19 protein-coding genes are annotated in these 24,773 nt (G+C 32.1%); 8 read left to right on the top strand and 11 right to left on the bottom strand.

All coding sequences use genetic code 11. The features are described 5' to 3' along the window. Positions 1-55 precede the first annotated feature (55 nt). Positions 56-1,462 carry an aminopeptidase P family protein gene (locus AC1DCD_RS04460; RefSeq protein WP_019036202.1) on the bottom strand — a complete coding sequence of 469 codons (1,407 nt, stop codon included), beginning with the start codon at positions 1,460-1,462 and terminating at the stop codon, positions 56-58. A 90-nt stretch (positions 1,463-1,552) separates the two neighbouring features. On the opposite strand from AC1DCD_RS04460, the gene AC1DCD_RS04455 reads away from it, so the two are divergent. Then, on the top strand, positions 1,553-2,413 hold the full coding sequence (locus tag AC1DCD_RS04455) for a patatin-like phospholipase family protein (RefSeq protein ID WP_008449918.1): 861 nt from the start codon (positions 1,553-1,555) through the stop codon (positions 2,411-2,413). Between the two features lie 168 nt (positions 2,414-2,581). Here the strand turns inward: AC1DCD_RS04455 and AC1DCD_RS04450 are convergent, their stop codons facing one another. Then, positions 2,582-3,520, bottom strand: a complete 939-nt coding sequence (locus AC1DCD_RS04450) for a hydrogen peroxide-inducible genes activator (protein ID WP_353585660.1) — start codon at positions 3,518-3,520, stop codon at positions 2,582-2,584. A gap of 231 nt (positions 3,521-3,751) precedes the next feature. Between AC1DCD_RS04450 and ahpC the strand changes: the two genes are divergently transcribed. The 4 genes from ahpC to AC1DCD_RS04430 all read left to right on the top strand — a co-directional run bounded on the left by ahpC (position 3,752) and on the right by AC1DCD_RS04430 (position 10,972). Next, positions 3,752-4,318, top strand: coding sequence for an alkyl hydroperoxide reductase subunit C (gene ahpC / locus AC1DCD_RS04445; protein WP_008449895.1), 567 nt, complete (start codon positions 3,752-3,754; stop codon positions 4,316-4,318). 143 nt (positions 4,319-4,461) lie between these two features. Continuing rightward, the gene (ahpF, locus tag AC1DCD_RS04440) at positions 4,462-6,024 is read left to right on the top strand and encodes an alkyl hydroperoxide reductase subunit F (protein ID WP_008449936.1); all 1,563 of its coding nucleotides are present in this window, start codon (positions 4,462-4,464) and stop codon (positions 6,022-6,024) included. A gap of 622 nt (positions 6,025-6,646) precedes the next feature. Continuing rightward, positions 6,647-8,050, top strand: coding sequence for a chromosomal replication initiator protein DnaA (gene dnaA, locus AC1DCD_RS04435; RefSeq protein ID WP_464640446.1), 1,404 nt, complete (start codon positions 6,647-6,649; stop codon positions 8,048-8,050). A 369-nt stretch (positions 8,051-8,419) separates the two neighbouring features. Further along, on the top strand, positions 8,420-10,972 hold the full coding sequence (locus AC1DCD_RS04430; RefSeq protein ID WP_464640448.1) for a DUF5686 family protein: 2,553 nt from the start codon (positions 8,420-8,422) through the stop codon (positions 10,970-10,972). Between the two features lie 39 nt (positions 10,973-11,011). Here the strand turns inward: AC1DCD_RS04430 and AC1DCD_RS04425 are convergent, their stop codons facing one another. The 7 genes from AC1DCD_RS04425 to dnaB all read right to left on the bottom strand — a co-directional run bounded on the left by AC1DCD_RS04425 (position 11,012) and on the right by dnaB (position 19,129). Continuing rightward, positions 11,012-12,931 carry a heavy metal translocating P-type ATPase gene (locus AC1DCD_RS04425; RefSeq protein WP_464640450.1) on the bottom strand — a complete coding sequence of 640 codons (1,920 nt, stop codon included), beginning with the start codon at positions 12,929-12,931 and terminating at the stop codon, positions 11,012-11,014. Between the two features lie 24 nt (positions 12,932-12,955). Beyond that, positions 12,956-13,171 carry a cation transporter gene (locus tag AC1DCD_RS04420; protein ID WP_353585656.1) on the bottom strand — a complete coding sequence of 72 codons (216 nt, stop codon included), beginning with the start codon at positions 13,169-13,171 and terminating at the stop codon, positions 12,956-12,958. A 62-nt stretch (positions 13,172-13,233) separates the two neighbouring features. Beyond that, positions 13,234-14,598 carry an MATE family efflux transporter gene (locus AC1DCD_RS04415; RefSeq protein WP_464640452.1) on the bottom strand — a complete coding sequence of 455 codons (1,365 nt, stop codon included), beginning with the start codon at positions 14,596-14,598 and terminating at the stop codon, positions 13,234-13,236. Between the two features lie 51 nt (positions 14,599-14,649). Beyond that, the gene (locus tag AC1DCD_RS04410) at positions 14,650-15,765 is read right to left on the bottom strand and encodes a UDP-N-acetyl glucosamine 2-epimerase (RefSeq protein ID WP_464640454.1); all 1,116 of its coding nucleotides are present in this window, start codon (positions 15,763-15,765) and stop codon (positions 14,650-14,652) included. Between the two features lie 18 nt (positions 15,766-15,783). Further along, entirely contained in the window at positions 15,784-16,737 is a 954-nt protein-coding gene (locus AC1DCD_RS04405; protein WP_008449913.1) for an SPFH domain-containing protein, read from the bottom strand. Positions 16,738-16,781: 44 nt separating this feature from the next. Then, a complete protein-coding gene (locus AC1DCD_RS04400) occupies positions 16,782-17,234 on the bottom strand; it encodes an NfeD family protein (RefSeq protein ID WP_464640456.1) in 453 nt (150 codons plus the stop codon). A 377-nt stretch (positions 17,235-17,611) separates the two neighbouring features. Next, a complete protein-coding gene (gene dnaB, locus AC1DCD_RS04395; RefSeq protein ID WP_019036626.1) occupies positions 17,612-19,129 on the bottom strand; it encodes a replicative DNA helicase in 1,518 nt (505 codons plus the stop codon). A gap of 149 nt (positions 19,130-19,278) precedes the next feature. Between dnaB and ispE the strand changes: the two genes are divergently transcribed. Then, positions 19,279-20,121 carry a 4-(cytidine 5'-diphospho)-2-C-methyl-D-erythritol kinase gene (gene ispE, locus AC1DCD_RS04390; protein WP_464640458.1) on the top strand — a complete coding sequence of 281 codons (843 nt, stop codon included), beginning with the start codon at positions 19,279-19,281 and terminating at the stop codon, positions 20,119-20,121. Positions 20,122-20,148: 27 nt separating this feature from the next. On the opposite strand, the gene AC1DCD_RS04385 is transcribed toward ispE, so the two are convergent. Beyond that, on the bottom strand, positions 20,149-21,324 hold the full coding sequence (locus tag AC1DCD_RS04385) for an MFS transporter (protein ID WP_036856644.1): 1,176 nt from the start codon (positions 21,322-21,324) through the stop codon (positions 20,149-20,151). Between the two features lie 73 nt (positions 21,325-21,397). Further along, the gene (panB, locus tag AC1DCD_RS04380; protein ID WP_464640460.1) at positions 21,398-22,216 is read right to left on the bottom strand and encodes a 3-methyl-2-oxobutanoate hydroxymethyltransferase; all 819 of its coding nucleotides are present in this window, start codon (positions 22,214-22,216) and stop codon (positions 21,398-21,400) included. 324 nt (positions 22,217-22,540) lie between these two features. Here panB and AC1DCD_RS04375 point away from each other — a divergent pair, with 324 nt between their 5' ends. Beyond that, complete coding sequence (locus AC1DCD_RS04375; RefSeq protein ID WP_464640462.1) at positions 22,541-23,680, top strand: PCMD domain-containing protein; 1,140 nt, start codon at positions 22,541-22,543, stop codon at positions 23,678-23,680. A gap of 25 nt (positions 23,681-23,705) precedes the next feature. Further along, positions 23,706-24,461, top strand: coding sequence for a porin family protein (locus AC1DCD_RS04370; protein ID WP_464640464.1), 756 nt, complete (start codon positions 23,706-23,708; stop codon positions 24,459-24,461). Positions 24,462-24,773 lie beyond the last annotated feature (312 nt).

Genomic DNA, 24,773 nt, shown 5'->3' with positions numbered 1-24,773 from the left:
GATAATTTTATATTAAAATGATATTCTTTCCTCTTTCTTTTTGTATATAATGAGTTTACTCCTTATTAGAAGCCATATATTCCTCTATATCTTTAGGCTTATAAGGTATTATGTTTTTACCTATAAATCGACAACCTGTTTGAGTTATTAAAATATCATCTTCTATTCTAATCCCTCCAAAATCTTTATACATACTTATTTTATCAAAATTCAGAAAATCTGCACAATGCTTATTTATTTTCCAATTATCTATAAGGTCTGGAATAAAATAAATACCAGGCTCATCGGTTACTACAAATCCTTCTTCTAAACGACGGCCCATGCGTAAAGCATTAGTTCCAAATTGTTCTAAATTTGGTCTTGTTTCTTCATCAAAGCCTACATTTATTTGGTCAAGAGCTTCCATATCATGAACATCCATACCCATCATATGTCCCAACCCGTGAGGTAAAAATAAGGCATGGGCACCAGCAGCAACAGCTTCATCGGTATTACCTTTTGCTAAGCCTAATTCTTTCATTCTATCAAAGATGATATGGCATACAGCAAAGTGAACATCTTTATATTTTACACCTGGCTTAGCTATGTTTAATACAGAATCATGACACTCCTCTACTATTTTATAAATATCTAATTGTCTTTGTGTAAACTTTCCATTAACAGGAAATGTTCGAGTGTTATCTGAACAATAATGTTCCATAGTTTCACCACCACAGTCGCATAAAACAAGCCTACCATCTTCTAAAACATTCATTGATGGATTACCATGCATAATCTCTCCATGTTGTGTAAAAATAGTAGGAAATGATACCATCGAACCTAAAGAATTAGCTACACCATCTACATGACCTGCAACAAACTTTTCCGTAAGACCAGCCTTTGTAAGACGCATTGCTGTAGTATGCATATTATATCCTATAATAGCGGCACGTTCCAATTCTGCTATCTCTTCATTACTTTTTACAGAACGCATTTTTACAACAGCCTTTATAAGATCTAAACTTGAAGATTCTTTTTGCTTAGTAGGATGGATACCCAAAAGATCAAAAATTTGAATCTTAATATCTGCTCGATAAGGAGGTAAGAAATGTATCTTACGATGTAAACGTACGGCATCACGACAAATAGAATCCAACTCTTTCATCGATGCTGTAGAAGCGACACCAACGGCTTCTGCCATATCCTTTACAGAATTAACACTACCAAACCAAACTATATCTTCTATTTCTATATCATTACCTATTAACAATTCCTTATTATTGTCAATATCAATAACACCTACTAATCCTTCTCTTTTCTGTCCAAAATAATATAGAAACGAAGAATCTTGACGAAATGGATAATATCCATTAGCAGGAAAATTTACAGGCGATTCATTATTCCCGAATAAGATAATGATACCACTCTTAACAAGCTTTTTTAGCTCATTACGTCTATTTATATAAGTATCTTTGCTAAACATATATTAACTTTATGGAATATTGATTATGCTGCAAAGATAAGTAATTTCATTTTAATTATGTAACTTTGCTATTAGATTTTTATAAACTTTATGCAAATAAATAATAATACAGGACTCGTCCTTGAGGGTGGTGGAATGAGAGGTGTTTTTACATCTGGAGTTTTAGATGCATTTATGATGCATGATCTTTGGTTTCACTATGTTGTAGCTGTATCAGCAGGTGCTTGTAACGGAGTTTCATATATTAGCAGGCAACCATGTCGTTCAAGGATATCAAACATTGAGTTGCTAACAAAATACAATTACATAGGATTACGCCATTTGATAACTCAAGGTTGTATTTTTGATACAAAATTATTATATGAGAAATTTCCTTTCGAGCTTATACCTTTCGACTATACTGAATATTTTTACAATATCAATCATGGATTTTCATTTGAATTTGTTACAACAAACTGCATATCTGGTAAAGCAGAATACTTAACTGAAACAGATGGAAATATAAAACGCCTTAACAAATTGGCACAAGCTTCATCAAGTTTGCCATTTGTAAGTAAAATAATTTATGTAGATGGTGTTCCTATGTTAGATGGTGGTATTATAGACTCTATCCCTATTAAACGCTCTATCAGTAAAGGGCATGACACAAATGTTGTTATATGTACACGCAATAAAGGATGGCGAGCTACTGGTCACGATATAAAAATTCCAAATTTTATATATAGAAATTATCCACACTTACGTGAAGCATTAAGTCAGCGAATAAAAGTCTATAATGAACAATTAGAGTTAGTGGAACAATTAGAAGATTCTGGCAAAATTATTGTTATTCGTCCTCAAAAACCAGTTGAAGTAGGACGAATAGAAAAGAATACTATAAAACTCGAAACATTATATAATGAAGGTGTGAAATTAGGCGAGAACTTTATTAAGAAATATATAATAAAATAATAAAAATATGCTTTACTCAGATATTTATAAGATTTCTATTTTATGTTTACTATAGTTATATAAATTCACCTTAACTATAATCAAATTAATTTACCATAAAACAAAGCTTTCAAGATAGAGATATTATATTTACCTTATACTATAGTTACGAAACTAACCTTTAGTGTTTTATATCTTCACTACATTATTCTTTTTTATATTATGTGATATTATCATTTCTTGTGGCAATGCATTTTGAATAGTAGATATAAGAAACTGAAGTAATGTATTACGTACAAAACTTTTACCTGTCATCATAATTATCTCACGTGAAGGTATAGGATGAGCAAAAGGACGGACTAATTTACTTTGTTCTTCTGTAAGTTGTGAAATAGCCAATTCGGGAATAAATGTAACTCCTTTCCCACTTTCTACAATACGCATAAAAGTCTCAATACTCCCTAAATTATATGCTCTTTTACTATTAGCAGCCGATTTTAATGCACAGAATTTCATCAACTGATCTCTAAAACAATGCCCTTCATCTAATAACCAAAGGTATTCACCTTTTAAATCTACCGTACGTATAGCTTTTTTATCAAATAATTCATCATTTTTAGAAACATATACATAGAATTTTTCATTATAAAGATGCGCTGTTTCAAAATCACCTAACCCTTCTATATTAGCTAAGATTCCAGCATCAATATCACCATGAGTTATAGCTTGTCGCATATCATCTGTTTTCAATTCAGTTACACGAATATCCATATTAGGATAATCATTCATTAATTGTGGGAGAAAGCGTGGAATAAGGTATGGTGCTATGGTAGGCAAAACAGCAAGATAAAAAGTACCATTTAAAGATAACTTTTCTTCTTCTACTTTCTCCTTTAAACGTTTCACACGTACCAACACGCTCCACGCATGCTCTATAATAATCAATCCTATCGGTGTAGGTAAAATAGGTTGTCTACGTCTATCAAAAATCTTCACACTAAGTTCTTCTTCTAACTTTTGTATCATAGAGCTAAGTGTTGGTTGTGTTACCTTACAATGTTCAGCAGCCCGCGCAAAATGTTTATGGCGGTACACAGCCATTACATATTCTAATTGTTGTAGTGTCATTAGCTAAATCCTCCTTTATATTTCTTCATACAAAGTTACCTATTTTAATTCATAATATATCAAAATAAAAAAACAAATTAATTAGTTCTATATATAATACTGAATATTAACAAGTTAGTAACTATTATAGATTTAATCTATCACATCATAAATATTTTCTGTTGCTTGTGTGTTATAATATACATACCTTTGCAATAAGAAAATTAAAATCATAATAAAACGAATATAGATATGCAAACAATTATTAACACACAAATGCCAGAATTTAAGGTTCAGGCTTTTCAAAATGGTGAATTTAAAACAGTTTCTAATGAAGATGTAAAAGGTAAATGGGCTGTATTTTTCTTTTATCCTGCCGATTTTACTTTTGTTTGTCCAACAGAATTAGTCGATCTTTCACATAAATATGAGGAACTTCAGAAAATGGGAGTAGAAGTATTTTCTGTAAGTTGCGACACACATTTCGTACATAAAGCTTGGTTTGACACCTCTGATAGTATTAAACAAATTAAATACACTATGCTTGCTGATCCATTGGCAGTATTAGCAAAAGGTTTTGGTGTGTTTAAAGAAGATGAAGGCGTAGCTTACCGTGGAACTTTTGTCGTAGATCCAGAAGGCCTTGTTAAACTAATGGAAATACAAGATAACAGTGTAGGACGTAATGCTGACGAGTTAGTTCGTAAGATTAAAGCTGCACAATTTGTAGCTTCTCATCCTGGTGAAGTTTGCCCAGCTAAATGGAACGAAGGCTCTGAAACATTAAAACCAAGCATTGATTTAGTAGGTAAAATATAATAATATTTTCCAATACAAATATATTATATAAATAGGTGGGGGTCTTATGCAAAGCATTTTTACAACCAATTAAAATGTTTGTATAAGACTCTTTTCTTATTTTATAAACAAACCAATTAAACAATATATACTTAAAAGAAAAAATGTTAGATAAAAATATAATAGAACAAGTAAAAGATATTTTTGCTTCCTTAAAATCAAAAATTACATTTAAAGTTACAACAGATGCTAACGATGTTAAAAAACAAGAATTAAACGATTTCTTAAATGACATTGCTTCTACTTCCGAAAAGCTATCTGTTGAATATATTGAACAAACTGGAGCTAAACTTCATTTTACACTATATAAAAATGATAAAGCCACAGGAATTACTTTTCGTGGAATTCCTAATGGGCATGAATTTACCTCTTTACTCCTAGCTATATTAAACACAGATGGACAAGGTAAAAACTTCCCAGATGAAACAATACAACGTAGAATAAAGTCTTTAAAAGGAAAATTAAAAATCAAGACTTATGTTTCTTTAACCTGTACTAATTGCCCTGAAGTAGTACAAGCTCTAAACCTTATGAGTCTAATTAATCCTAATATCTCACATGAAATGATAGATGGTGGCTTATTTCAACAAGAAATTACGGATTATAATATACAGGGGGTACCTGCAGTATATATAAATGATGAAACTCTTCATATAGGTAGAGGAGATCTCGGAATATTACTTGAAGAGCTTGAGGATAAAGTTGGTACTCAAGATGATGAAAATATAAAACCTATAGAGAGAATATATGATACAATTGTTATTGGTGGTGGTCCTGCAGGAGCTTCAGCAGCAATATATACAGCTCGCAAAGGATTAAAAGTGGCAGTAGTAGCTGAACGTATTGGTGGACAAGTAAATGATACTACCAGTATACAGAACTTAATTTCTGTACCTGAAACAAACGGAATTAAACTTGCTAACGACTTAAAAACACATCTTACAACTTATGATGTTGATATATTTGAGCATCGTAAACTTACAAGTATTAATCTAAAAGATATACAAAAACAAATAGTTGTAAAAGGTGGCGAAGTTTTCAAAGCTCCTGTAGTAATTATTGCAACTGGTGCTGCTTGGCGTAAGTTAGGAGTTGAGGGTGAAGCTAAATATATTGGACATGGCGTACACTTTTGCCAACATTGCGATGGACCTTTCTATAAAGGAAAGAATGTAGCTGTTATAGGTGGAGGTAACTCGGGTTTAGAAGCTGCCATTGACCTTGCTGGTATATGCAAACATGTAACAGTTTTCGAATTTGGTGAAACCCTTAGAGCTGATAACGTATTACAGGAAAAAGCACATAAAATGCAAAATATAGATATTTACACTAATTCGCAAACTACTAATGTTATAGGTAACGATACAAAGCTAACGGCTTTAAGAGTAAAAGATCGTATTACTGATAAAGAGAAAGAATATCCATTCGATGGAGTATTTGTTCAAATAGGACTTGCTGCCAACTCTGACCCTTTTAAAGGAGAATTGCCACTTACACCCAAACATGAAATTAAGGTAGATGAATATTGTCGTACATCTATACCTGGAGTTTATGCCGCAGGAGATGTTACTAATGTACCTTACAAACAAATTATCATAGCAATGGGAGAAGGTGCTAAGGCCGCCCTATCAGCTTTCGAAGATCGTTTACGTGGAATAATAGGATAAATAAAATATTTTTACGTATAATTTTATATTTATAATTATATAGTAAGTTTTTTATAAGAGTCCACATAAGTGCAGCTTAACCAGAATATTTTTGTTTCATTTAGTACAAATATTATTCTTTTGAGCAAATATAATAAAACTGCTAAAGACGGACACACACAATATATTTTTGAAAATAACAAATGGTAGACAAGATTTTCATAGTCTACTATTTGTTTATTATGTATAATTAATAATACTTTTTAAGTTTTACATATTTAAAAACAGTCTAAATAACAACACAGTTGTTTCATATCTATCAAAGTATGCGTATTATATTTGTATATCAAGTACTTCAGAGAATTTTGATAAAATGTTTCACCATATATATAGACAATGTATAATAACTAAAAAATATATTGTTTTTCAGATATTTAGATATATATAAAGTGGAAGACTTCTTCATAGTTTCTTAAAATAGCTAATACTCGTAAATATAGCAAGTTACTATAATAATTGATACGAGTAATTTTATAAATAGTTTTTCCTTTGTTTTTTTTTCGTTATCTTTGCAATATCTTATTATAGTAAAGTTTTATCCTTTCACTATATAAGAAGAATTTAGATAAATAGCGAATAACTAATGAGTGTAAGTCCAAAATCACTTTGGGAACAATGTCTCTGTCTTATATCAGAGAATGTATCTGAACAACAATATAACACTTGGTTTAAGCCCTTGGTATTTAAATCATATCAGCCAGCTACCAAATGTTTATTATTGCTTGTTCCTAGTATGTTTGTATATGAATATTTGGAAGAGCACTTCATTGACCTTCTAAAAAAGGTTCTTACTCGTGTCTTTGGAGAGCGAGTAATGCTTACTTATAGTGTTATTACTGATAAAGATCATCACCTAACACAAGAGCTCCAAACAGAAGGTGTTGAGCAAATAGATTCAAAAAGAACTACAGATAGAGGGAATCAATCGCCTACTATTATAGATAGCGTATTACCTGATATTGATTCTCAACTTGATTCTCATAAATCTTTTAATAATTACGTAGAGGGAGATAGCAATAAAATGCCTCTAACTATAGGCTTAGCTATTGCTGAACATCCTAACAAAAATCAGTTTAATCCTCTTTTTGTTTATGGTCCTTCTGGTTGCGGTAAGACTCATTTAATAAATGCTATAGGATTAAAGATTAAAAAGCTTTATCCTCAGAAACGAGTTTTATATGTTTCTGCGCGATTATTCCAAGTACAGTATACGAATTCTGTTCGAACTAATACTACTAATGATTTTATCCATTTTTATCAGACTATTGATATTTTACTTGTAGATGATATTCAAGAATGGATGACTGCTACTAAGACACAAGATACTTTCTTTCATATATTTAATCATCTTTCTAGGAATGGGAAACGAATAATTTTAGCTTCAGATCGCCCTCCTGTAGATTTAAGAGGTATGAATGATCGCTTATTGACACGATTTAAGGCTGGGCTAATTACAGAGCTTGAGAAACCTAATATCCAGCTATGTGTAGATATTCTACATAATAAAATAAAACGTGATGGCTTAATTATTCCTGAAGATGTAATTCAATTCATTGCTCAAACAGCTAATGGTAGTGTCCGTGATTTGCAAGGTGTTATTAACTCTTTATTAGCTTATAGCGTTGTTTATAATAGTGCAGTGGATATGAATTTAGCAGAAAGAGTTATAAAAAGAGCTGTCAAAATAGATAATGAGCCTTTGACTATAGATGATATTTTAGAAAAGGTTTGCGAGCATTTTAATGTTACTCAAGCTGCAGTAAACTCAAGGTCACGCAAAAAAGATATAGTGATAGCTAGGCAAGTAACAATGTATATGGCGCAGAAATACACGAAGATGCCTGCTTGTCGCATAGGAAAGCTTGTAGGAGGTAGAGATCATAGCACAGTTATACATAGTTGTACTAAGATAGAAGATCGCTTACAAATTGACAAAAGCTTTACAGCAGAATTGGCTGCAATTGAAAATTCATTCAAACTTAAATAAGAACGTGTTATCTTCTCTACTTTGAAAGAGAAGATAACACAACTATTACCATTTCATACTTAAAATCCTTATTATATCGTTTTACATTGTTTCATAAATATAATAAGTGGCTTCTTATCTATTTTCCTTATGGTACAGCTTCTTTCTACCTTTTCCAGAATAAGAATTATTTTATTCGTATAAAAGATAATAGCAATAATATTTTATAGGCTTCATTTGCATACTTTTTTCAAATATAAGACTATAACTATAGATTTAATTTTATGAGATATATTTTTTTGTTTTTATTCAAAAATCTTATAATACGGATTTTTTATATAAATTTGTAATTCTCAAAAATATTTTTTGAAAAATAGTTGTAACGTATAGATGAAAGAAGTATTTAAAAATTCATTAATATTAGTCGTATTTTTGTTCTTTACTATAACTTGTAAAGGGCAAGATTTGCGTTGTCATGTTATAGATGCTCAAACTGGTGAAAATATAAGTTTTGCTAATGCAATATATCCTAACACACAATTAAGAGCTTATAGCGACTCATTAGGCTTTTTTATAATAAAAAAAGAAGTTGGAAAAAACCTAATAGTTACAAAGATTGGCTATAAACCGCGTCGCATAAAGATTACCTCAAGTATAGAAGGTGAATTAACTATCAAATTGATTAGTGAAGCAAAAAGATTGGAAGGTATTATTGTCAAAGGAAAAAAAATACATAAATACAGTAGAAAAAATAATCCTGCAGTAGAACTTATGCGACGTGTTATTGCTGCCAAAAAACATACAAACCTAAACAACCATGACTATTACCAATACAAAAAATACCAGAAGCTAACAATGGGCATAAATAATATTACTCCTGAAGAGATAGAGACTGATATGTTTAAAAAGCATCCATTCTTAATAAAACAAGTAGAAGTATGTCCATATAATAATCAATTAATACTTCCTCTATCAGTAGATGAAACACTTATAAAACATCTATATAGAAAAAGTCCTAAAACAGAGAAGGATATTATCGAAGCAGAAGATACACGGGGTATGTCTAAACTATTACAAACAGGTAGCACTTTTAATATTATGGCAAAAGAATTTCTAAAAGATATAGATATTTATGATGATAAGATAGAGTTACTACAAAAACGATTTCCTTCCCCTATAGGTAGTACAGCTATATCTTTTTATCATTTTTATATAGATGATACTACTTATGTTGACCAAGATAAATGTATACGTTTACAATTTATGCCTGCGAATCAGTTAGATTTTGGGTTTAGAGGAGAGCTGTATGTCTTGGCTGATAGCACATTACATGTTCGTAAATGTGTAATGCAATTACCCGCAAACACTGGTGTAAACTTTATACAATCAATGAGGTTTGAGCAAGAATTTAACAAACTACCTAATAACGAATGGGTAATGACCAATGATAATCTTATAGCAGAATTGCGTTTAACGAAACTATTAGAACGCGCCATTGCCATTCGTACTACAAAATTATATGATTATAGTTTTGACTCAATATCTGAGGAATCTTTTAGAGGAAAGACTAATATAATATATGAATATAATGCTAAAAAGCGTAGTAAAAAATATTGGGACGAACATCGCAAGATAAAGCTATCAAAAGGAGAAGCAAATATTAATAATTTTGTAGACAATATTACAAAAGCTAAAGGTTTTAATTGGATTATACTTGCTGCAAAAATACTAATAGAAAACTTTATAGAAACAGGTTCACAAAAACATCCTTCAAAGATTGATATAGGACCTATTAACACTATCATCTCTAAAAATTTTGTAGATGGTTATCGCTTACGTGCTTCTGCACATACCACGGCAAACTTTAATCCTCACTGGTTCTTTGAAGGTTATTATGCTTATGGTACAAAAATTAATAAACATTATTATGATGCTAAAATTATATACTCTTTTAATAAACCAGAGTATTTGCCTATAGAGTTTCCTGTTCGAACACTTACTTTAGAAACAAATAACGATATTGAATCTCCTTCTGATAAATTTATTATTCATAATAAAGATAATTTCTTTATGACTTTTCGTCCTGTCAAGGTTGAAAAAATGTACTTTTTCAATCGCCAAAAAATAAATTTTCAATGGGAGACTGATTATGGACTAAAAACACATATAGAGGCTTGCACTGAAAGTAATACTCCTACAGGGACATTAGTATTCCAGCATATGAATGGCTCTATAATTGATAAAATTAGACGTACAGAATTTACTTTATCTTTTAGCTATCGTCCTGGTCAGAATTATATTAATACTAAACAACACCGTTTTGAGGTTAATCGTGATGCTTTACAAATCACATTAAAACATACTTTGGGATGTAAAGGTTTTTTAGGTAGTAACTTTTCTTCTAACTTAACAGAAATAACCGCTTACAAGCGTATATGGCTGGGTAGTTGGGGAAATATAGACTCGAAACTTATAGCTGGTGCTCAATGGAACAAAGTACCTTTCCCTCTATTAATTATGCCGCCTATAAATACATCATATTTCGAGAATGCACAAACTTTCTCTATGATGAATAACATGGAATTCTTAAATGACCGTTATGCTATGATTTCTATTGCATGGCGCATTCAAGGAAAAATATTCAACCGCATTCCACTTATTAAAAAACTAAAGTGGCGAGAATATATAGCTTTTAAAAGTATGTGGGGAGATCTTACACATAAAAATAATCCGCTCTCATCTAATAATATTAATGATCCTATCCTCTATAAATTTCCTGAAGAGACATATACCATGACTAATACCCCTTACATGGAATTAGTTGTAGGAGTTTATAATATATTTAAGTGTTTGCAAATAAATTATGTTCGTCGCCTAACCTATACAGGAAGGAATGGCATTAACAAAAATGGTATTCGCTTCGGGTTCAACTTATCTTTCTAATGGCTAAAACGATCTTAAAAACTAAATTTATTTAGTAAGTTATTTTATTAGTCGTAAACGTAAACTATTAAGTATTACACTTACACTGGATAATGCCATCATTAGACTTGCTAAAGAAGGGTTAATCTGCATTTTTATATTTAAAGCATACATAACCCCTGCTGCAAGAGGAATACAAATAATATTATAAAGAAAAGCCCAAAAGAGATTTTGCCGAATCATTCTTACCGTTTTTTTGCTTAAAAGAATAGCTTCAGGGATAGATAGCAAGTCGTCTCCCATTAATGTTACCTGAGCTATATCCATAGCAACATCAGTGCCTCTACTTATAGCTATACCTACATCAGAAAGAGCCAATGCTTGAGTGTCATTAATACCATCGCCTACCATTGCTACTATATTACCTTCTGCTTGTAATTTGCTTACCAAGTTGCCTTTGTCTTGTGGCAGCACTCTACTAAAGTAATTTTTTATTCCTACCCTATCAGCCCAATACTGTGTAGCTTCTGCAGTATCTCCACTTATCATATATACCTTTATGTTACGCTCTTGCAGTAGCTTTATAGCCTTAAGAGCATTTGGCTTTAAACTTTCACGCTCTTTAATAGAAAGATTATCCGATTTAGTAAAATCTATATTTAGGTTTGGTATAGTAAGTGTACCTGTTTTATCTATTACAAGGGCATTAACCTTACATAGCTGTTCCATAGCAGTAGCATCTTTAATAAGTATTTTATGTTCAGCAGCTTTACCCATTCCTACCATTAAAGCAGTAGGAGTTGCTAAACCCATTGCGCAAGGACAAGCTATTATAAGCACTGATACTGCAGATAAAATAGCTTGTGGCAATACTGCATTACCACCTATAAACCACCATAATAAAAATGTTATAAATGATATGCTTACTATTGCTGGAACAAAAACAGATGCTACTTTGTCTACAAGACGTTCTATGGGTGCTTTAGATGCTTGTGCTTGTAGCACCATATTAATAATCTGTGCCAACGCAGTATATTCTCCTATCTGCTGTGCTCGCATACGAAACTTACCTTGTGTGGGTATAGTGCCTGCAAGAACCTTTGCTCCTTTTTCCTTTTCTACAGGTGTAGGCTCTCCTGTTATCATGCTCTCGTCAATGTAAGAAGCTGTAGGATTCATAAAACTTTCTGCCCATATAACCTCTCCATCTACAGGAACTTTTTCTCCTGGACAAACCTCTATTATATCTCCAACCTCAATAGCAGATATTGGCACTTCTGCTATTTTATTACCATTAACTACATGTGCTTTTTTAGGAGACATCTTCATTAACTCTCGAATAGATGATGCTGTGTTATCTTTTGCCCATTCTTCTATTAATCTGCCTGTAAGAACAAATGTAATTATCATTACAGAAGAGTCGAAGTATGTATGCCATTCTATATTATTTTTCCCCCAGACTTCATTGCCCCAAAACACGTTAAACGTACTAAAAATAAAAGCTACAGAAGTAGATATTGTAACAAGGGTATCCATACAAGCAGAACGATGCTTTATTTGTCGCCAAGCTGTGATATAAAACTGTCTACCACAATAGTAAATATTTAGTAAAGCTATTATCATAGCAAGCTGATTATTCATCAGTCTATTTCCTATAGATATCCACCCCATGCATATTGCCATTATAAATATAGAAAATATCCATGAAAGAACTGTTTTACGTTTAAGACGGGTATAATATATTTTTTCTGTTTTTTCAGTAGAAGTATCTTTATCTATGATAAGATCATATCCCAGATTATTTATTTCTTTTTTCATTGTTTCTAAAGAAATAATATCAGGATTAAAGTCAATTAGAACCGAACGTCCAATCAAAGATACTTTTGCCGAAGATACTCCTTTTAATGAAGAAAGTGTCCGCTCTATATTTGCAGAGCAAGCCGAACATGCCATTCCCACTATAGGTAAAGTCTGTTTCATATTGATGCTTTCTTTTAAATACTTTTATAAGATTATTTCAAACCTACCTACCCCCTCTACAGCTTCTTTTATCTGTTTATTAGAAACTATTACACTCTCATCATATTCTATTGTTAAACTGCCTTTTTCAAGATCTACCTCTGCATTACTTACATCTTCTATTTTTTTTACAGCCGTTTCTATATTTGTCTTACAATGCTGGCATTTCATGCCTTTTACTTTAAAAATCTTTTTAATCATAATTCTTTATTTATATTTTTTATTATATTTACATTATCTTTTATATACTTTTATATAAGATATCACTGCCGCTTTGTTAAAGCTATATCTTCATATCTAAGCTCTCTAAAAGTATATATTATAATAGGTATAGTAAGTATAAATGCTAAAAAATCACTTACGCTTTGGCACATTTCTACTCCACTTAACCCACATATTTGTGGTAATATTATTATTAATGGAATAAAAAATAATCCTTGCCTTGCTGCTGCAAGTGTGTTGGCACGCCATGGTTTGCGACAAGTTTGTGCCATCATATTGCTAACTAATATAAATGCGTTTAAAGGAAGAACTATCATCTGACAACGTAAAGCAACTACACCTATTTTAATCACTTTAGGATCATCTCTAAATATTCCTATTAACGAACTACTAAAGAACAATCCTATAACAGAGAAAATAATCAGAAAAGAAGTACCTATAACTACAGTAAATTTGAAGGCATCTGTAAGTCTGCGATAAAGTTTTGCACCATAACAAAATCCACAAACAGGTTGGAATCCTTGTCCCCAACCTATCACAGCTGCAAAGATAAGCATACAGATACGTGTTACAATGCTTATTGCTGCAATAGCAGAGTCGCCATAATGACTGGCAGCAACATTAAGCATCATGGTAGCTATGCTTGCTAATCCTTGACGCATAAGAGAAGGACTACCACCAAGAAATATTTCTTTCATAGCTTTATATGATATTTTTATATTATTAAGCTGAATGCCTATATTCTCACCACTATGTGTCATAAAAAGAAGAATCCCCCATGATGTTATCTGACCTATAACAGTAGCTATTGCTGCACCTCTAATCCCCATTCCTAAAGTAAATATAAAAAAAGGATCTAATACTATAGTAACAACGACACCTGTTATAATGCCATACATAGCATATGTAGCATTTCCCTGTAAACGCATCTGATTATTTAATGTAAGTGAAGATGTTACAAAAGGAGCACCAATAAGTATTATGGTCATAAAATTTAAGATATAAGGCAGAGTAGTAGGTGTACTACCTAAAAAATGAGCTAAAGGAATACGCAGCAATTCTCCAAATAAGGTTATAAGTATGCCGAAACAAAAAGAATAGAAAAAGCCGGTAGATGCCATTACACATGCTTTTTCTTGATGTTGTGCTCCTAATTCGCGTGAAATATAATTACCCGATCCGTGTCCAAAGAAAAAACCTACAGCCTGAATAAGGAACATTAAAGAAAAAACTATTCCTACGGCAGCAGTATCTTGTGTACTTAATTGTCCCACAAAATAAGTATCTACAATATTATAAAATCCTGTTACAAGCATAGATACCATAGTGGGTAATGCCATGGTTATAATTACTTTATGTAGTGGTCCTTTTGTCAAATAAGTATAATTATCAACGCTATGATGCATAATGTGTTATCCTAAAATATATCTTATAATGCGCAAATACTTTTAGAGTTATCACAACTCTAAAAGTATTTGTACAATGCGCTCAGCTGACCTACCGTCCCAACGGTCTGGTATGCCTGACTTTTTCCATTTTCCATTTACTATTTTCTTTACCATTATAGAAAGAGTATCAGGATTTTCACCTACCAACACATTAGAACCTACTGTAACAGTTTCTATATGTTCGGTATAGCTATTTAAAGTTATACAAGGAACACCATTAAATGTTGCTTCTTCTGCTACATTGCCAGAATCGGTTACTACACCCATAGCATGCGCACTTATATAACTAAATTCTAAAAATCCTAAAGGAGGTATGATATGAAAATTACTTATATCGATATTATTTTTTAAAGCTATTTCCTTTACTATGGCTGTAGCTGAAGGGCGTAAGGGTGCTATAATAGGCACACTTTGAGAACTTTCTATTAAAGATTTAAGTAGCCTATAGAGTTCTGCTTCTTCATTAAGGAGCTTTTTACGGTTTATAGTAAATAACAAATACTTACCTTGCTTAATATCTATATTTGCAAGCTCTTTTATTGAGGACAAATTTATATTTGTCATTAATTTTCTATTATTACGAATATTGTCTATCAAAATATTACCTACCATATATACCTTTGATAGCTCTGCCCCCTCTTTATTTGCTATACTATTATTGCTAACACCTGCCGTAAAAAGAATATCTGATAATCCATCTATTACTAAACGATTAATTTCTTTAGGCATTGTAATGTCAAAAGAACGAGTACCTGCTGCAATATGTACTAAGGTAAGAGCTTGCTTTTTTGTTACTATAGCTGCAGCCATAGTAGAAGCAAGATCATCTACTACTATAACAACATCGGTCGGATGTGTCTGAAGATACAATTCAAACATAGACATTACCTGACCTGTTAGCTCATTAAGATTTGCACTATCTGCACCAAGATACTCTGTTGGGGGCATTATCTGCAAATCCTCAAAAAGCTTATCCTCTATTGTAGGATCATCTTTTCCTCCAGCATAGACAAGAGTGTATGTTATACACTCTTGCTTACTTATTGCTTTTATAATAGGTGCTACCTTCATAAAATTGGGGCGTGCACCACAAAAAATACATATCTTTAAAGATTTTCTATTCATTTATATATTATATACCTTTTATTTTTCTTTAAACATATCCTTAATTCCGCCTATAGACCCCATCAAATTAGATGCTTCAAATGGCAGATAAACAGTCTTCTGATTGTTATTCTTAGCTAAATCGCTAAGCATCTGGATATATTTTTGTGCTATAAGATAATTAGCAGGATTAGTACTCTGCCCTACTGCATCTGTTATTTTTTGTATGGCTATAGCTTCTGCTTCTGCTTTACGAATGCGAGCCTCAGCTTGTCCATCTGCTATTAGTATCTGTTGCTGTTTATTAGCTTCTGCACGATTTATCATAGAAGTTTTTTCTCCTTCTGATTGCAAAATAGCTGCTTGCTTTTCTCCTTCACTCGTAAGTATTGTAGCACGCTTATTACGCTCTGCTTGCATCTGTTTCTCCATTGCCTGAAGAACACTTTCTGGGGGAGTAATGTCTTGTAACTCTACACGATTAACCTTTATTCCCCACTTATTTGTAGCATCATCTAAAACTGAACGTAGCTTAGTGTTAATAGTATCACGCGAGGTAAGAGTTTGATCAAGTTCCATCTCACCTATTATATTACGCAAAGTAGTTTGTGTAAGTTTCTCTATAGCGTTAGGAAGATTGTTAATTTCGTATACAGCCTTAAAAGGATCTACTATCTGAAAATAAAGCAAAGCATTTATCTGCATCTGGATATTATCCTTTGTTATTACATTTTGACGAGCAAAATCGTAAACTTGCTCTCTTAAGTCTATAGAATTAGTATATGCATATCTACCAGAACGTAGCGCAATGATTTCCTTAGCATGATCCATAAACGGAATAATAACATTTATACCAGGCTGCAGAGTTGCATGATATTTACCTAAACGTTCTATTATCTTTGTTTCGCTTTGCGAGATAATAACTAACGATTTCTTTACTATGATTATTGCTAATAATATTATAGCAATAAGGATATAAATTGTAATGTCCATATTAAATAAAGTTTTAATGAATAATTTTTTCTTTCTGAATATTATCAACAACGCTCAACAGTAACAATAATAGAATCGCGAGCTACTATTTTCACCTGCTCTCCTACCTCTATTGTTGTAGGACTTATGCTATATGCCTTCCAATAGTCGCCATCTATCTGTACTCTACCAAAACCTCCTCCTGCTTTTATAGGCTCTGTAATAAGCCCCTTACGACCAATAAGCGCATCAGCATTACTTAGCCGTACCTTCTCATTATGATGAAAATATTTTAATATAATAGGGCGCACAAAGATAATGCTCAAAACAGAACATACCGCAAAGATAATTATCTGAAAAACAATACTATCTATGAAACAAGATAATATAGCTGTAAGTAAACCGGCTATAGCAAAACACATTAAAAAGAAGTCGCCTGAAGTAAGCTCTAAAATTAGGCAAAGTAAGCAAACAAGCGACCATATCAGCCAAATGTTTTGTACAAAATAATCCATCATAAAACAGTTATAATTAATGTTACGTTGTAAAGTTAAGAAAAAAAACTATTTAAACAAAGATTTTTCTTAAAAAGTGATTTTTATAAATATAATAAAAATGATATAATTACCAAAATAAACATATCATTGCAGTAAAATAACATTAGATTTTTAGTAAAAACGTTCTGTATTTATTCTAAAAATAAGCGTATTTTACAATAAAAAAGAAATCTCTATGAGACATTTTTAATCTATTTTTATGTAAAAAATAGATTAAAAATGCAATAAAAATAATTTATTTTTCTTTTAGAAAGATAATCTTTCCCTCAACAAAAGACGGCTTTTACTTTCTATAAAAGTAATTTATTATAAAACAGATAGCCATTTTTTACTAAGTCTTAATAAGGTACCTCACCATCAATAGGGGTAAAAGCATTAGAAGGGTCATTGTTCATTCTGCTACTTATAATTTCTCCTTCTAAAGCATCTGTTGGTAAAGGCAAAGAATAATCATTATCTTCAGGATTAGCAAAGCGAGTAAATTCTCCACGGAAACTTAATAAAACATCTCCTGTTGCACCTTTACGATGCTTAGCAATAATAATTTGAGCCATGCCATGAAGGTCTTGTCCTTTCTCGTCCGCATATATATGATAATATTCAGGACGATGTACAAATAACACCATATCGGCATCTTGCTCAATAGCACCAGACTCACGTAAGTCAGATAACTGTGGGCGTTTACCCTCTAATCCTTCACGCTGTTCTGTAGAACGATTTAACTGAGACAATGCTAAAATAGGGATATTTAGCTCCTTTGCTAAACCTTTTAAAGAACGACTGATGGTAGAAACCTCTTCTTGCCTACTACCAAAACGTGCGCCATTAGCATTCATAAGCTGTAAATAATCTATCATGATTACTTTTATGTCGTGCTCTCGCACTAAACGACGTGCTTTTGTTCTCAATTCAAAGATAGATAATCCTGGGGTATCGTCCATATAGATAGGGGCTCCTTGTAAGTAACGTATCTTATCATCAAAACGTTTCCACTCTGAATCATCTAACTGCCCACTTAATATTTTACTACCGGGAATGGAACAAACATTTGACATTAAACGATCTACTAACTGAACCTTATTCATCTCTAACGAGAAAAAGGCTACAGGAAGCCTATGATCCACTGCTATATTCTTAGCTATACTTAAAGCAAAAGAAGTCTTACCCATGGCAGGACGACCCGCTATAATAATAAGATCAGACTGCTGCCACCCTGACGTTATTTCATCTAATTTAGTATATCCTGTAGGCACACCAGTAAGCCCCCCCTTATTTTCAGAAGCACGCATCAATATCTTATGCGCCTCCTCTATAACTGGATCTATCTGTACGAAATCTTGTGCCATGTTTTTCTGTGAAAGCTCAAAAAGCTCTCTTTCCGCCTTTTGCATCAGATTATCAACATCTACAGTTTCGTCGAAAGCATCTGTTTCTATCATTGATGCAAATTTTATCAACTGACGAGCTAAAAACTTCTGAGCTAAAATACGTGCATGATACTCTATATGAGCAGAAGAAGCCACCTTAGAACTAATATCTACCAGGTAATCTATACCCCCAACTTCGTCTAATGTACCAAGACGGCGCAACTCTTCTTGTACGGTAACAATATCAACAGGACGCTCATCATAATTTAACTGCTGTATAGCTGCATACATCTTCTGATGACGAGGGTCATAAAAGGTTTCTGGACGAATTATTTCTGATACTACAGTAAAAGCATCTTTGTCTATTAACAGTGCTCCTATCACAACACGCTCTATCTCTATTGCTTGTGGTTGCAAATGCCCATAAGAGTTATCTATAGGTGCAGCCTGATGCTTTTTTATATTTTTGGTTATTTTCTTATCTGCCATATAAGCAACAAAATTACAAAAAAACTATGAAAAAACTCATATTCCTCATATAAGTTTTCTTACCTTTGCACGAAACAGATTATTCCTTTTGGGAAATAAAAAAAATGATTTAATATAAAACAACCTATTTAAAAAATCACAAAAAAGTAATGATAGCATATCCTTGTTGTAAAATAAATCTCGGCTTAAACATTGTAAACAAGCGAAAAGATGGATACCATAACATTGAAACTATATTTTATCCAGTTCCCTTACACGATGTTATAGAAATAAATAAAATGCACGAAGATTTCCCTTCTATGCTAAATTGTGATATTAAGGTAACAGGGACATATCTAAATAATTGTGAAGATAAAAATAACCTTGTAGTTAAAGCCTATAATCTGTTGGCAAAACACTTCTACTTGCCACGTATACATGCTCATCTTTATAAACAAATACCCTCACAAGCAGGATTAGGCGGAGGCTCGGCAGATGCTGCCTATATGATAAAAATGCTAAACGAACACTTTCAGCTAAAAATAAGCAATGACGAAATGCAGCAATTAGCTGCTAAATTAGGTGCTGATTGCGCTTTCTTTATAAATGCTAAAGCTGCCTTTGCTACAGGAATAGGAAACGAATTAACCCCTATAAAAACAGAAATTAACGCTTTGAAAGGATGTTACCTTACACTCATAAAACCCGACATTGCTATATCTACAGCTGAAGCATATTCAAACATAAAACCGCAACAACCAAAAAAATGTTGCAAAGACATTATTTCACAACCTATAAGTACTTGGAAAGAAGAATTGAAAAACGACTTTGAAGAACCTCTCTTTACCAAATATACAGAACTAAAAGATATTAAAAAGAGGCTCTATGAAGAAGGGGCGCTTTATGCACAAATGTCTGGAAGTGGAAGTACTATATTTGGTATATTTGATAAAAAGCCTAAGAATGTAGAACAAATATTTAAAGGAAATTTTATTTATAATTGTAGCCTTTAGGTAAATATATTTACCTAAAGACTTTTCTTATCTATTTTTATGATGAACATACCAAGAATGTACATAAAACCTATATAACAATAATATTATAATTGTTATGCCTATGCCTATTTCTAATATCATTTCTTTTTGCATATCTAACAAATTATAACCAAAGAACAAGCCTAACCCTAAACCAAGCTCCCAAGATAAAAGATAAGTTGTTTGACTTGTTCCACGCTGACAATGCTTAGAAAGCTTAATAAAAAACAATAAAAATCTGCTTCCTATCAGCCCAATACCTAAACCTATAAAAGCTGGAGCAATGAGATCTACCACATGCTGTGTACGAGTAAGCATTAGCAACATAGCCATACCTATTAATAATAATCCTGTAACGCCTTCGCTTCTGAGATCTGCATTTGCAAAAGCAAAGCGTTCTGCTAACACTGCCAACAAAAAACCTATCATTAATAAGATAAAAAATAAAGGCGTTTGCGAGACAGACAACACCATACCTACTAACATGGCACTGCAAACTAAAGTAACCGACAGCCAGCCACCTTGTATTAACAAAAACCTATCTAAAGAAAATATATGGATAGTTTCTTCTGGAGCACGAAAAGGAAATTTTACAGATAAAACCAACAACATCGCTATTAACCCACTAATACAAGAGCCTAAGAAAGCACTACCAGAATCTAATTGCCTATATAACATTAATGCAACTAAAGGACCAACAGACAAAGCTAAACGACCAAACCACGTTACGCTATAATTTGCCTCTGTTCGATGAGAAGCCTCTACCGTATCTATCACTAATGTACCCAATAACACCATTTGAGCCAATCCATAAAAAGCTCCTTGCACTAAACGTAATAATAACAATGTATTATAGCTTATTGCATCTTTCTTTAGTATTTCAAAGTAATAAAGAGCTCCTGTACATACTGTCATTAATAAAATAGATACAATACATACAACATTACGACGAAAACGCTGAATCAGGTAACCAGAAAAGCCACCTAACACAAAAACTCCTAAAGCAAAACATAACATTACCCACCCGATGCTATTATTGTTATAACCTTTACTGGAAAAATATCGAGCCAATGATGGTATAAGCATATAAGCAGATATCGCTAAAAAAAAATTAGACAAAGCTAATCTCCAAAAATGCCTATTCCATAACCTAATATGCATAAGAGTATTTTGAGTATCCATTATTCTAACTATCTTGTTTTTTATTAATTATAATAACATAGCTATAAAAATAAAGCTACAATGCACATTTCTTTCAATAAGACTCTGCCTCTGAAGGAAAAGAAGAGTCTTTTACACATTTAATATATTCATGTACGCCATCTATCATACACTGTTTCATATTAGCAAAATGACGCAAAAATTTAGGTTTAAACTTATCCGACATACCCAAAGCATCTGCATAAACAAGCACCTGACCATCTGTTGCATTGCCTGCTCCTATACCTATTGTAGCTGCTTTAACCTCTTTGGTAACCCTTGCTGCTAAAACAGCTGGCACCTTTTCTAAAGTTATAGCAAAAACACCTGCGTCATCAAGACATTTAGCATCTAATATTAACTTTTCTGCTTCAGCCTCTTCTTTTGCTCTTAAAGCATATCCGCCAAATTTATTTACGCTCTGAGGAGTTAACCCTAAATGCCCTTCTACAGGAATACCTGCGGCTATAATACCTTTCACAGTATCTATAATCTCAACACCACCTTCCAGCTTTAAAGCATCTACACCAGTTTCTTTCATTATACGAATAGCATTTCGTACACCTTCCTCCTTGCTAATCTGATAGCTACCAAATGGCATATCACATACTACTAAACTATGCTTACTACCCTTAGCTACTGCACGAGCATGGTAAATAATTTCCTCTATGGTGATAGGTAAAGTAAACATATTACCAGACATCACATTAGATGCAGAATCACCTACTAAAAGACTATCTACTCCAGCCTCATCTAATATGCAAGCTGTCGTATAATCGTAGGCTGTAAGCTGCGATATTTTCTCACCAGAACCCTTCATTGCAAGGATGGTTTTTACTGTTATCTTTTTTTTATCTGTTGTTAAATAACCCATGATAGTAAGCTAATATATCTCTTTATATATTGTACAATATATCTGATTTTTATCATTAAAACTATTTGCAAAGGTACTTTAATTTAATCGTTTATCAAAACTAACATAATATTATTACAAGTACAAACATTGTTATAATAATAATATCCTTTACTCTATGCCATGATAATGATACTTATTTAAATATTATTCTAAAAGTAGCTTAACCCTAACTTTTTCATTCTTTCATATTAAGCAACATACTATATATTGTAAAAATATTGATAAAAAGCATTATATTTAATTCTTTTTTAGTATTTTTGCAATGAATTTATATTTTCTAAAATGATAAAAAAGATGATGAGCAAGAATACCATAAAGGTATCTATAACTTTGTTTTTAGGAGTTTCTTTATTAGATTCATGTATTAGTGATGAGGCTTTAAATGCCGAAGCGGATATTATCTCAGTGCAGGTGAAAAATGTAGATATATTACGTCAGCCAATAATAACAAATGATAAAGTGCAGATTTATATTAATGGTTGGAATGATGTTAAAAGCATAGCACCTACCTTTACACTTACCCATGGGGCAACGATAGAACCTGTTAGTGGTACCGTTCGCGATTTTTCTACGGATCAATGCTATACTGTTACTTCACAAGATAAACAGTGGAAAAAAGAGTATAAAGTAGCATTTATAACTAACGATATTGCTACAAATTATCATTTTGAAAACTTAGATTGGGAAAAAGCAAAAAACACTTCAGGAAATGAGGTAAATCTTTTTCATATACTATATGAGCAGAATGATGCAGGGCAACGTATGACATGGGGAAGTGGCAATGCTGGAGCAAAGTTAGCTTTATTGCTGAATAACGATAAAGATCCTAATCACTACCCTACAGTACAAGATCCTAACGGCTTTAAAGGTAAATGTGTGAAGCTACAGACAATAAGTACAGGTCCTTTTGGTGCAGGTTTTGGTATGCCTATTGCCGCAGGAAACTTATTTATGGGTACTTTTGATGAAAATCAGATGCTTAAGGGTGCTCTTGCTACTCACTTTGGAGAAATCTTTTACAAAATGCCAAAAATGCTTGTAGGGTATTATAAATATAAAGCTGGCGATGTTTATACAGATAAAAAAAACAAATCTGTACCAAATAAGAAAGATGATTTTGCTATATATGCTGTCTTCTTTGAAAGAACAGAAAAAACTCCTTATTTAGACGGTACCAATTCTTTGACAAGCAGTAATATTATTCTGAAAGCAGAATTAAAAAAGAGAAAAGAAAGCAGTGAATGGGTGAAATTTACTATTCCATTTAAGGCTGAAGAAGGAAAGGTAGTAGACAAAGACAAGTTAGCTCACGGTAAGTATAGTCTGGCTATTATAATGTCATCGAGTCGTGATGGTGCTACTTTCCAAGGTGCAGTAGGCAGCACTTTATATGTAGATGAATTACAATTGTTTTCAGAGTAAATAATAAATTAACAAAAATAGTATTATGCTATATAGATCGTTTATAATTATATTAATTGCAACAATTAATGCAATTTCTTTAAAAGCCCAAACTGTTACAAACAATAATTTAGAAATAGATTTAAAATTAGGTGTTAATATAGGTGGAGCAGCTCCTTTACCTATGCCTCAAGAGATTAGAAAAATAGAAGACTATAGCCCACAGCTTAATGCCTCTATAGAAGGGACTATTACACGATGGTTTGGAACATCTAAGAAATGGGGAGGTTCCATCGGTATAAAGCTTGAGAAAAAAGGTATGAGAACTGGAGCAACTGTGAAGAATTATCATACTGACATTGTTCAGGGGAAAGGAAGTATAAGCGGTTATTATACAGGATTCGTAAAAACAAATTATAACGAGACTATGCTTACTATACCAGTATTGGCAAATTATAGTATATCAGATAGTTGGAAGATACGTGCAGGAATATTTGGGTCTATTAGATTATATGGTAAATTTGATGGTTACGTCTCAGATGGCTATTTACGTGAAAGCACACCAATAGGAGTTAAAATAGAATTTGAAAATGATAGTAAAGCTGATTATAACTTTAGCAATAACCTTAGCAAATTCCACTGTGGAGCACAGTTAGGTGGATCGTGGAAAGCAGCTAAACGCATCTGGGTTAATGCAGACTTTACATGGACTTTCTCTAATATATTTAAAAAAGATTTTAAAACAATTAGTTTTAACCTATACCCTATTTATTTAAATTTAGGTGTCGGGTATAGAATATAATTATTTATATATATATATAGAGCTTTAAGATATAAAAGAATAATATTTAATCGAATAAAGACTTTGTAAGATTATAAAAAAAAACATCTATATACGAAAGCTTTTCATAATTTGATAATGTAAACAAATATAGATTCTTACAAATAGATAATGCAATAAATAACTAAAAAGAAAAGGGCTGAATACCATTTTATATATGGATAAATTCAGCCCTTTTTATTAAATAAAAAGCTCTTAATTTACTATAAATAATTATTCAATACTTTTTTTATTAATTTCTATGAAGATAATATATATATATTAGAGAATATA

The organism is Prevotella sp. C0209C1 (genome assembly GCF_056583855.1).
This window is presented reverse-complemented; position numbering and strand designations above follow the sequence as displayed.

Coding starts and splice junctions, on each gene's coding strand:
- AC1DCD_RS04455 (WP_008449918.1), top strand. CDS start 1,553: ATGCAAATAAATAATAATACAGGACTCGTCCTTGAGGGTGGTGGAATG.
- AC1DCD_RS04405 (WP_008449913.1), bottom strand. CDS start 16,737: ATGGACATTACAATTTATATCCTTATTGCTATAATATTATTAGCAATA.
- AC1DCD_RS04425 (WP_464640450.1), bottom strand. CDS start 12,931: ATGAAACAGACTTTACCTATAGTGGGAATGGCATGTTCGGCTTGCTCT.
- panB (WP_464640460.1), bottom strand. CDS start 22,216: ATGGGTTATTTAACAACAGATAAAAAAAAGATAACAGTAAAAACCATC.
- dnaA (WP_464640446.1), top strand. CDS start 6,647: ATGAGTGTAAGTCCAAAATCACTTTGGGAACAATGTCTCTGTCTTATA.
- AC1DCD_RS04415 (WP_464640452.1), bottom strand. CDS start 14,598: ATGCATCATAGCGTTGATAATTATACTTATTTGACAAAAGGACCACTA.
- AC1DCD_RS04450 (WP_353585660.1), bottom strand. CDS start 3,520: ATGACACTACAACAATTAGAATATGTAATGGCTGTGTACCGCCATAAA.
- AC1DCD_RS04385 (WP_036856644.1), bottom strand. CDS start 21,324: ATGGATACTCAAAATACTCTTATGCATATTAGGTTATGGAATAGGCAT.
- AC1DCD_RS04430 (WP_464640448.1), top strand. CDS start 8,420: ATGAAAGAAGTATTTAAAAATTCATTAATATTAGTCGTATTTTTGTTC.
- AC1DCD_RS04460 (WP_019036202.1), bottom strand. CDS start 1,462: ATGTTTAGCAAAGATACTTATATAAATAGACGTAATGAGCTAAAAAAG.
- AC1DCD_RS04370 (WP_464640464.1), top strand. CDS start 23,706: ATGCTATATAGATCGTTTATAATTATATTAATTGCAACAATTAATGCA.
- AC1DCD_RS04420 (WP_353585656.1), bottom strand. CDS start 13,171: ATGATTAAAAAGATTTTTAAAGTAAAAGGCATGAAATGCCAGCATTGT.
- ispE (WP_464640458.1), top strand. CDS start 19,279: ATGATAGCATATCCTTGTTGTAAAATAAATCTCGGCTTAAACATTGTA.
- ahpF (WP_008449936.1), top strand. CDS start 4,462: ATGTTAGATAAAAATATAATAGAACAAGTAAAAGATATTTTTGCTTCC.
- AC1DCD_RS04375 (WP_464640462.1), top strand. CDS start 22,541: ATGATAAAAAAGATGATGAGCAAGAATACCATAAAGGTATCTATAACT.
- AC1DCD_RS04400 (WP_464640456.1), bottom strand. CDS start 17,234: ATGATGGATTATTTTGTACAAAACATTTGGCTGATATGGTCGCTTGTT.
- dnaB (WP_019036626.1), bottom strand. CDS start 19,129: ATGGCAGATAAGAAAATAACCAAAAATATAAAAAAGCATCAGGCTGCA.
- AC1DCD_RS04410 (WP_464640454.1), bottom strand. CDS start 15,765: ATGAATAGAAAATCTTTAAAGATATGTATTTTTTGTGGTGCACGCCCC.
- ahpC (WP_008449895.1), top strand. CDS start 3,752: ATGCAAACAATTATTAACACACAAATGCCAGAATTTAAGGTTCAGGCT.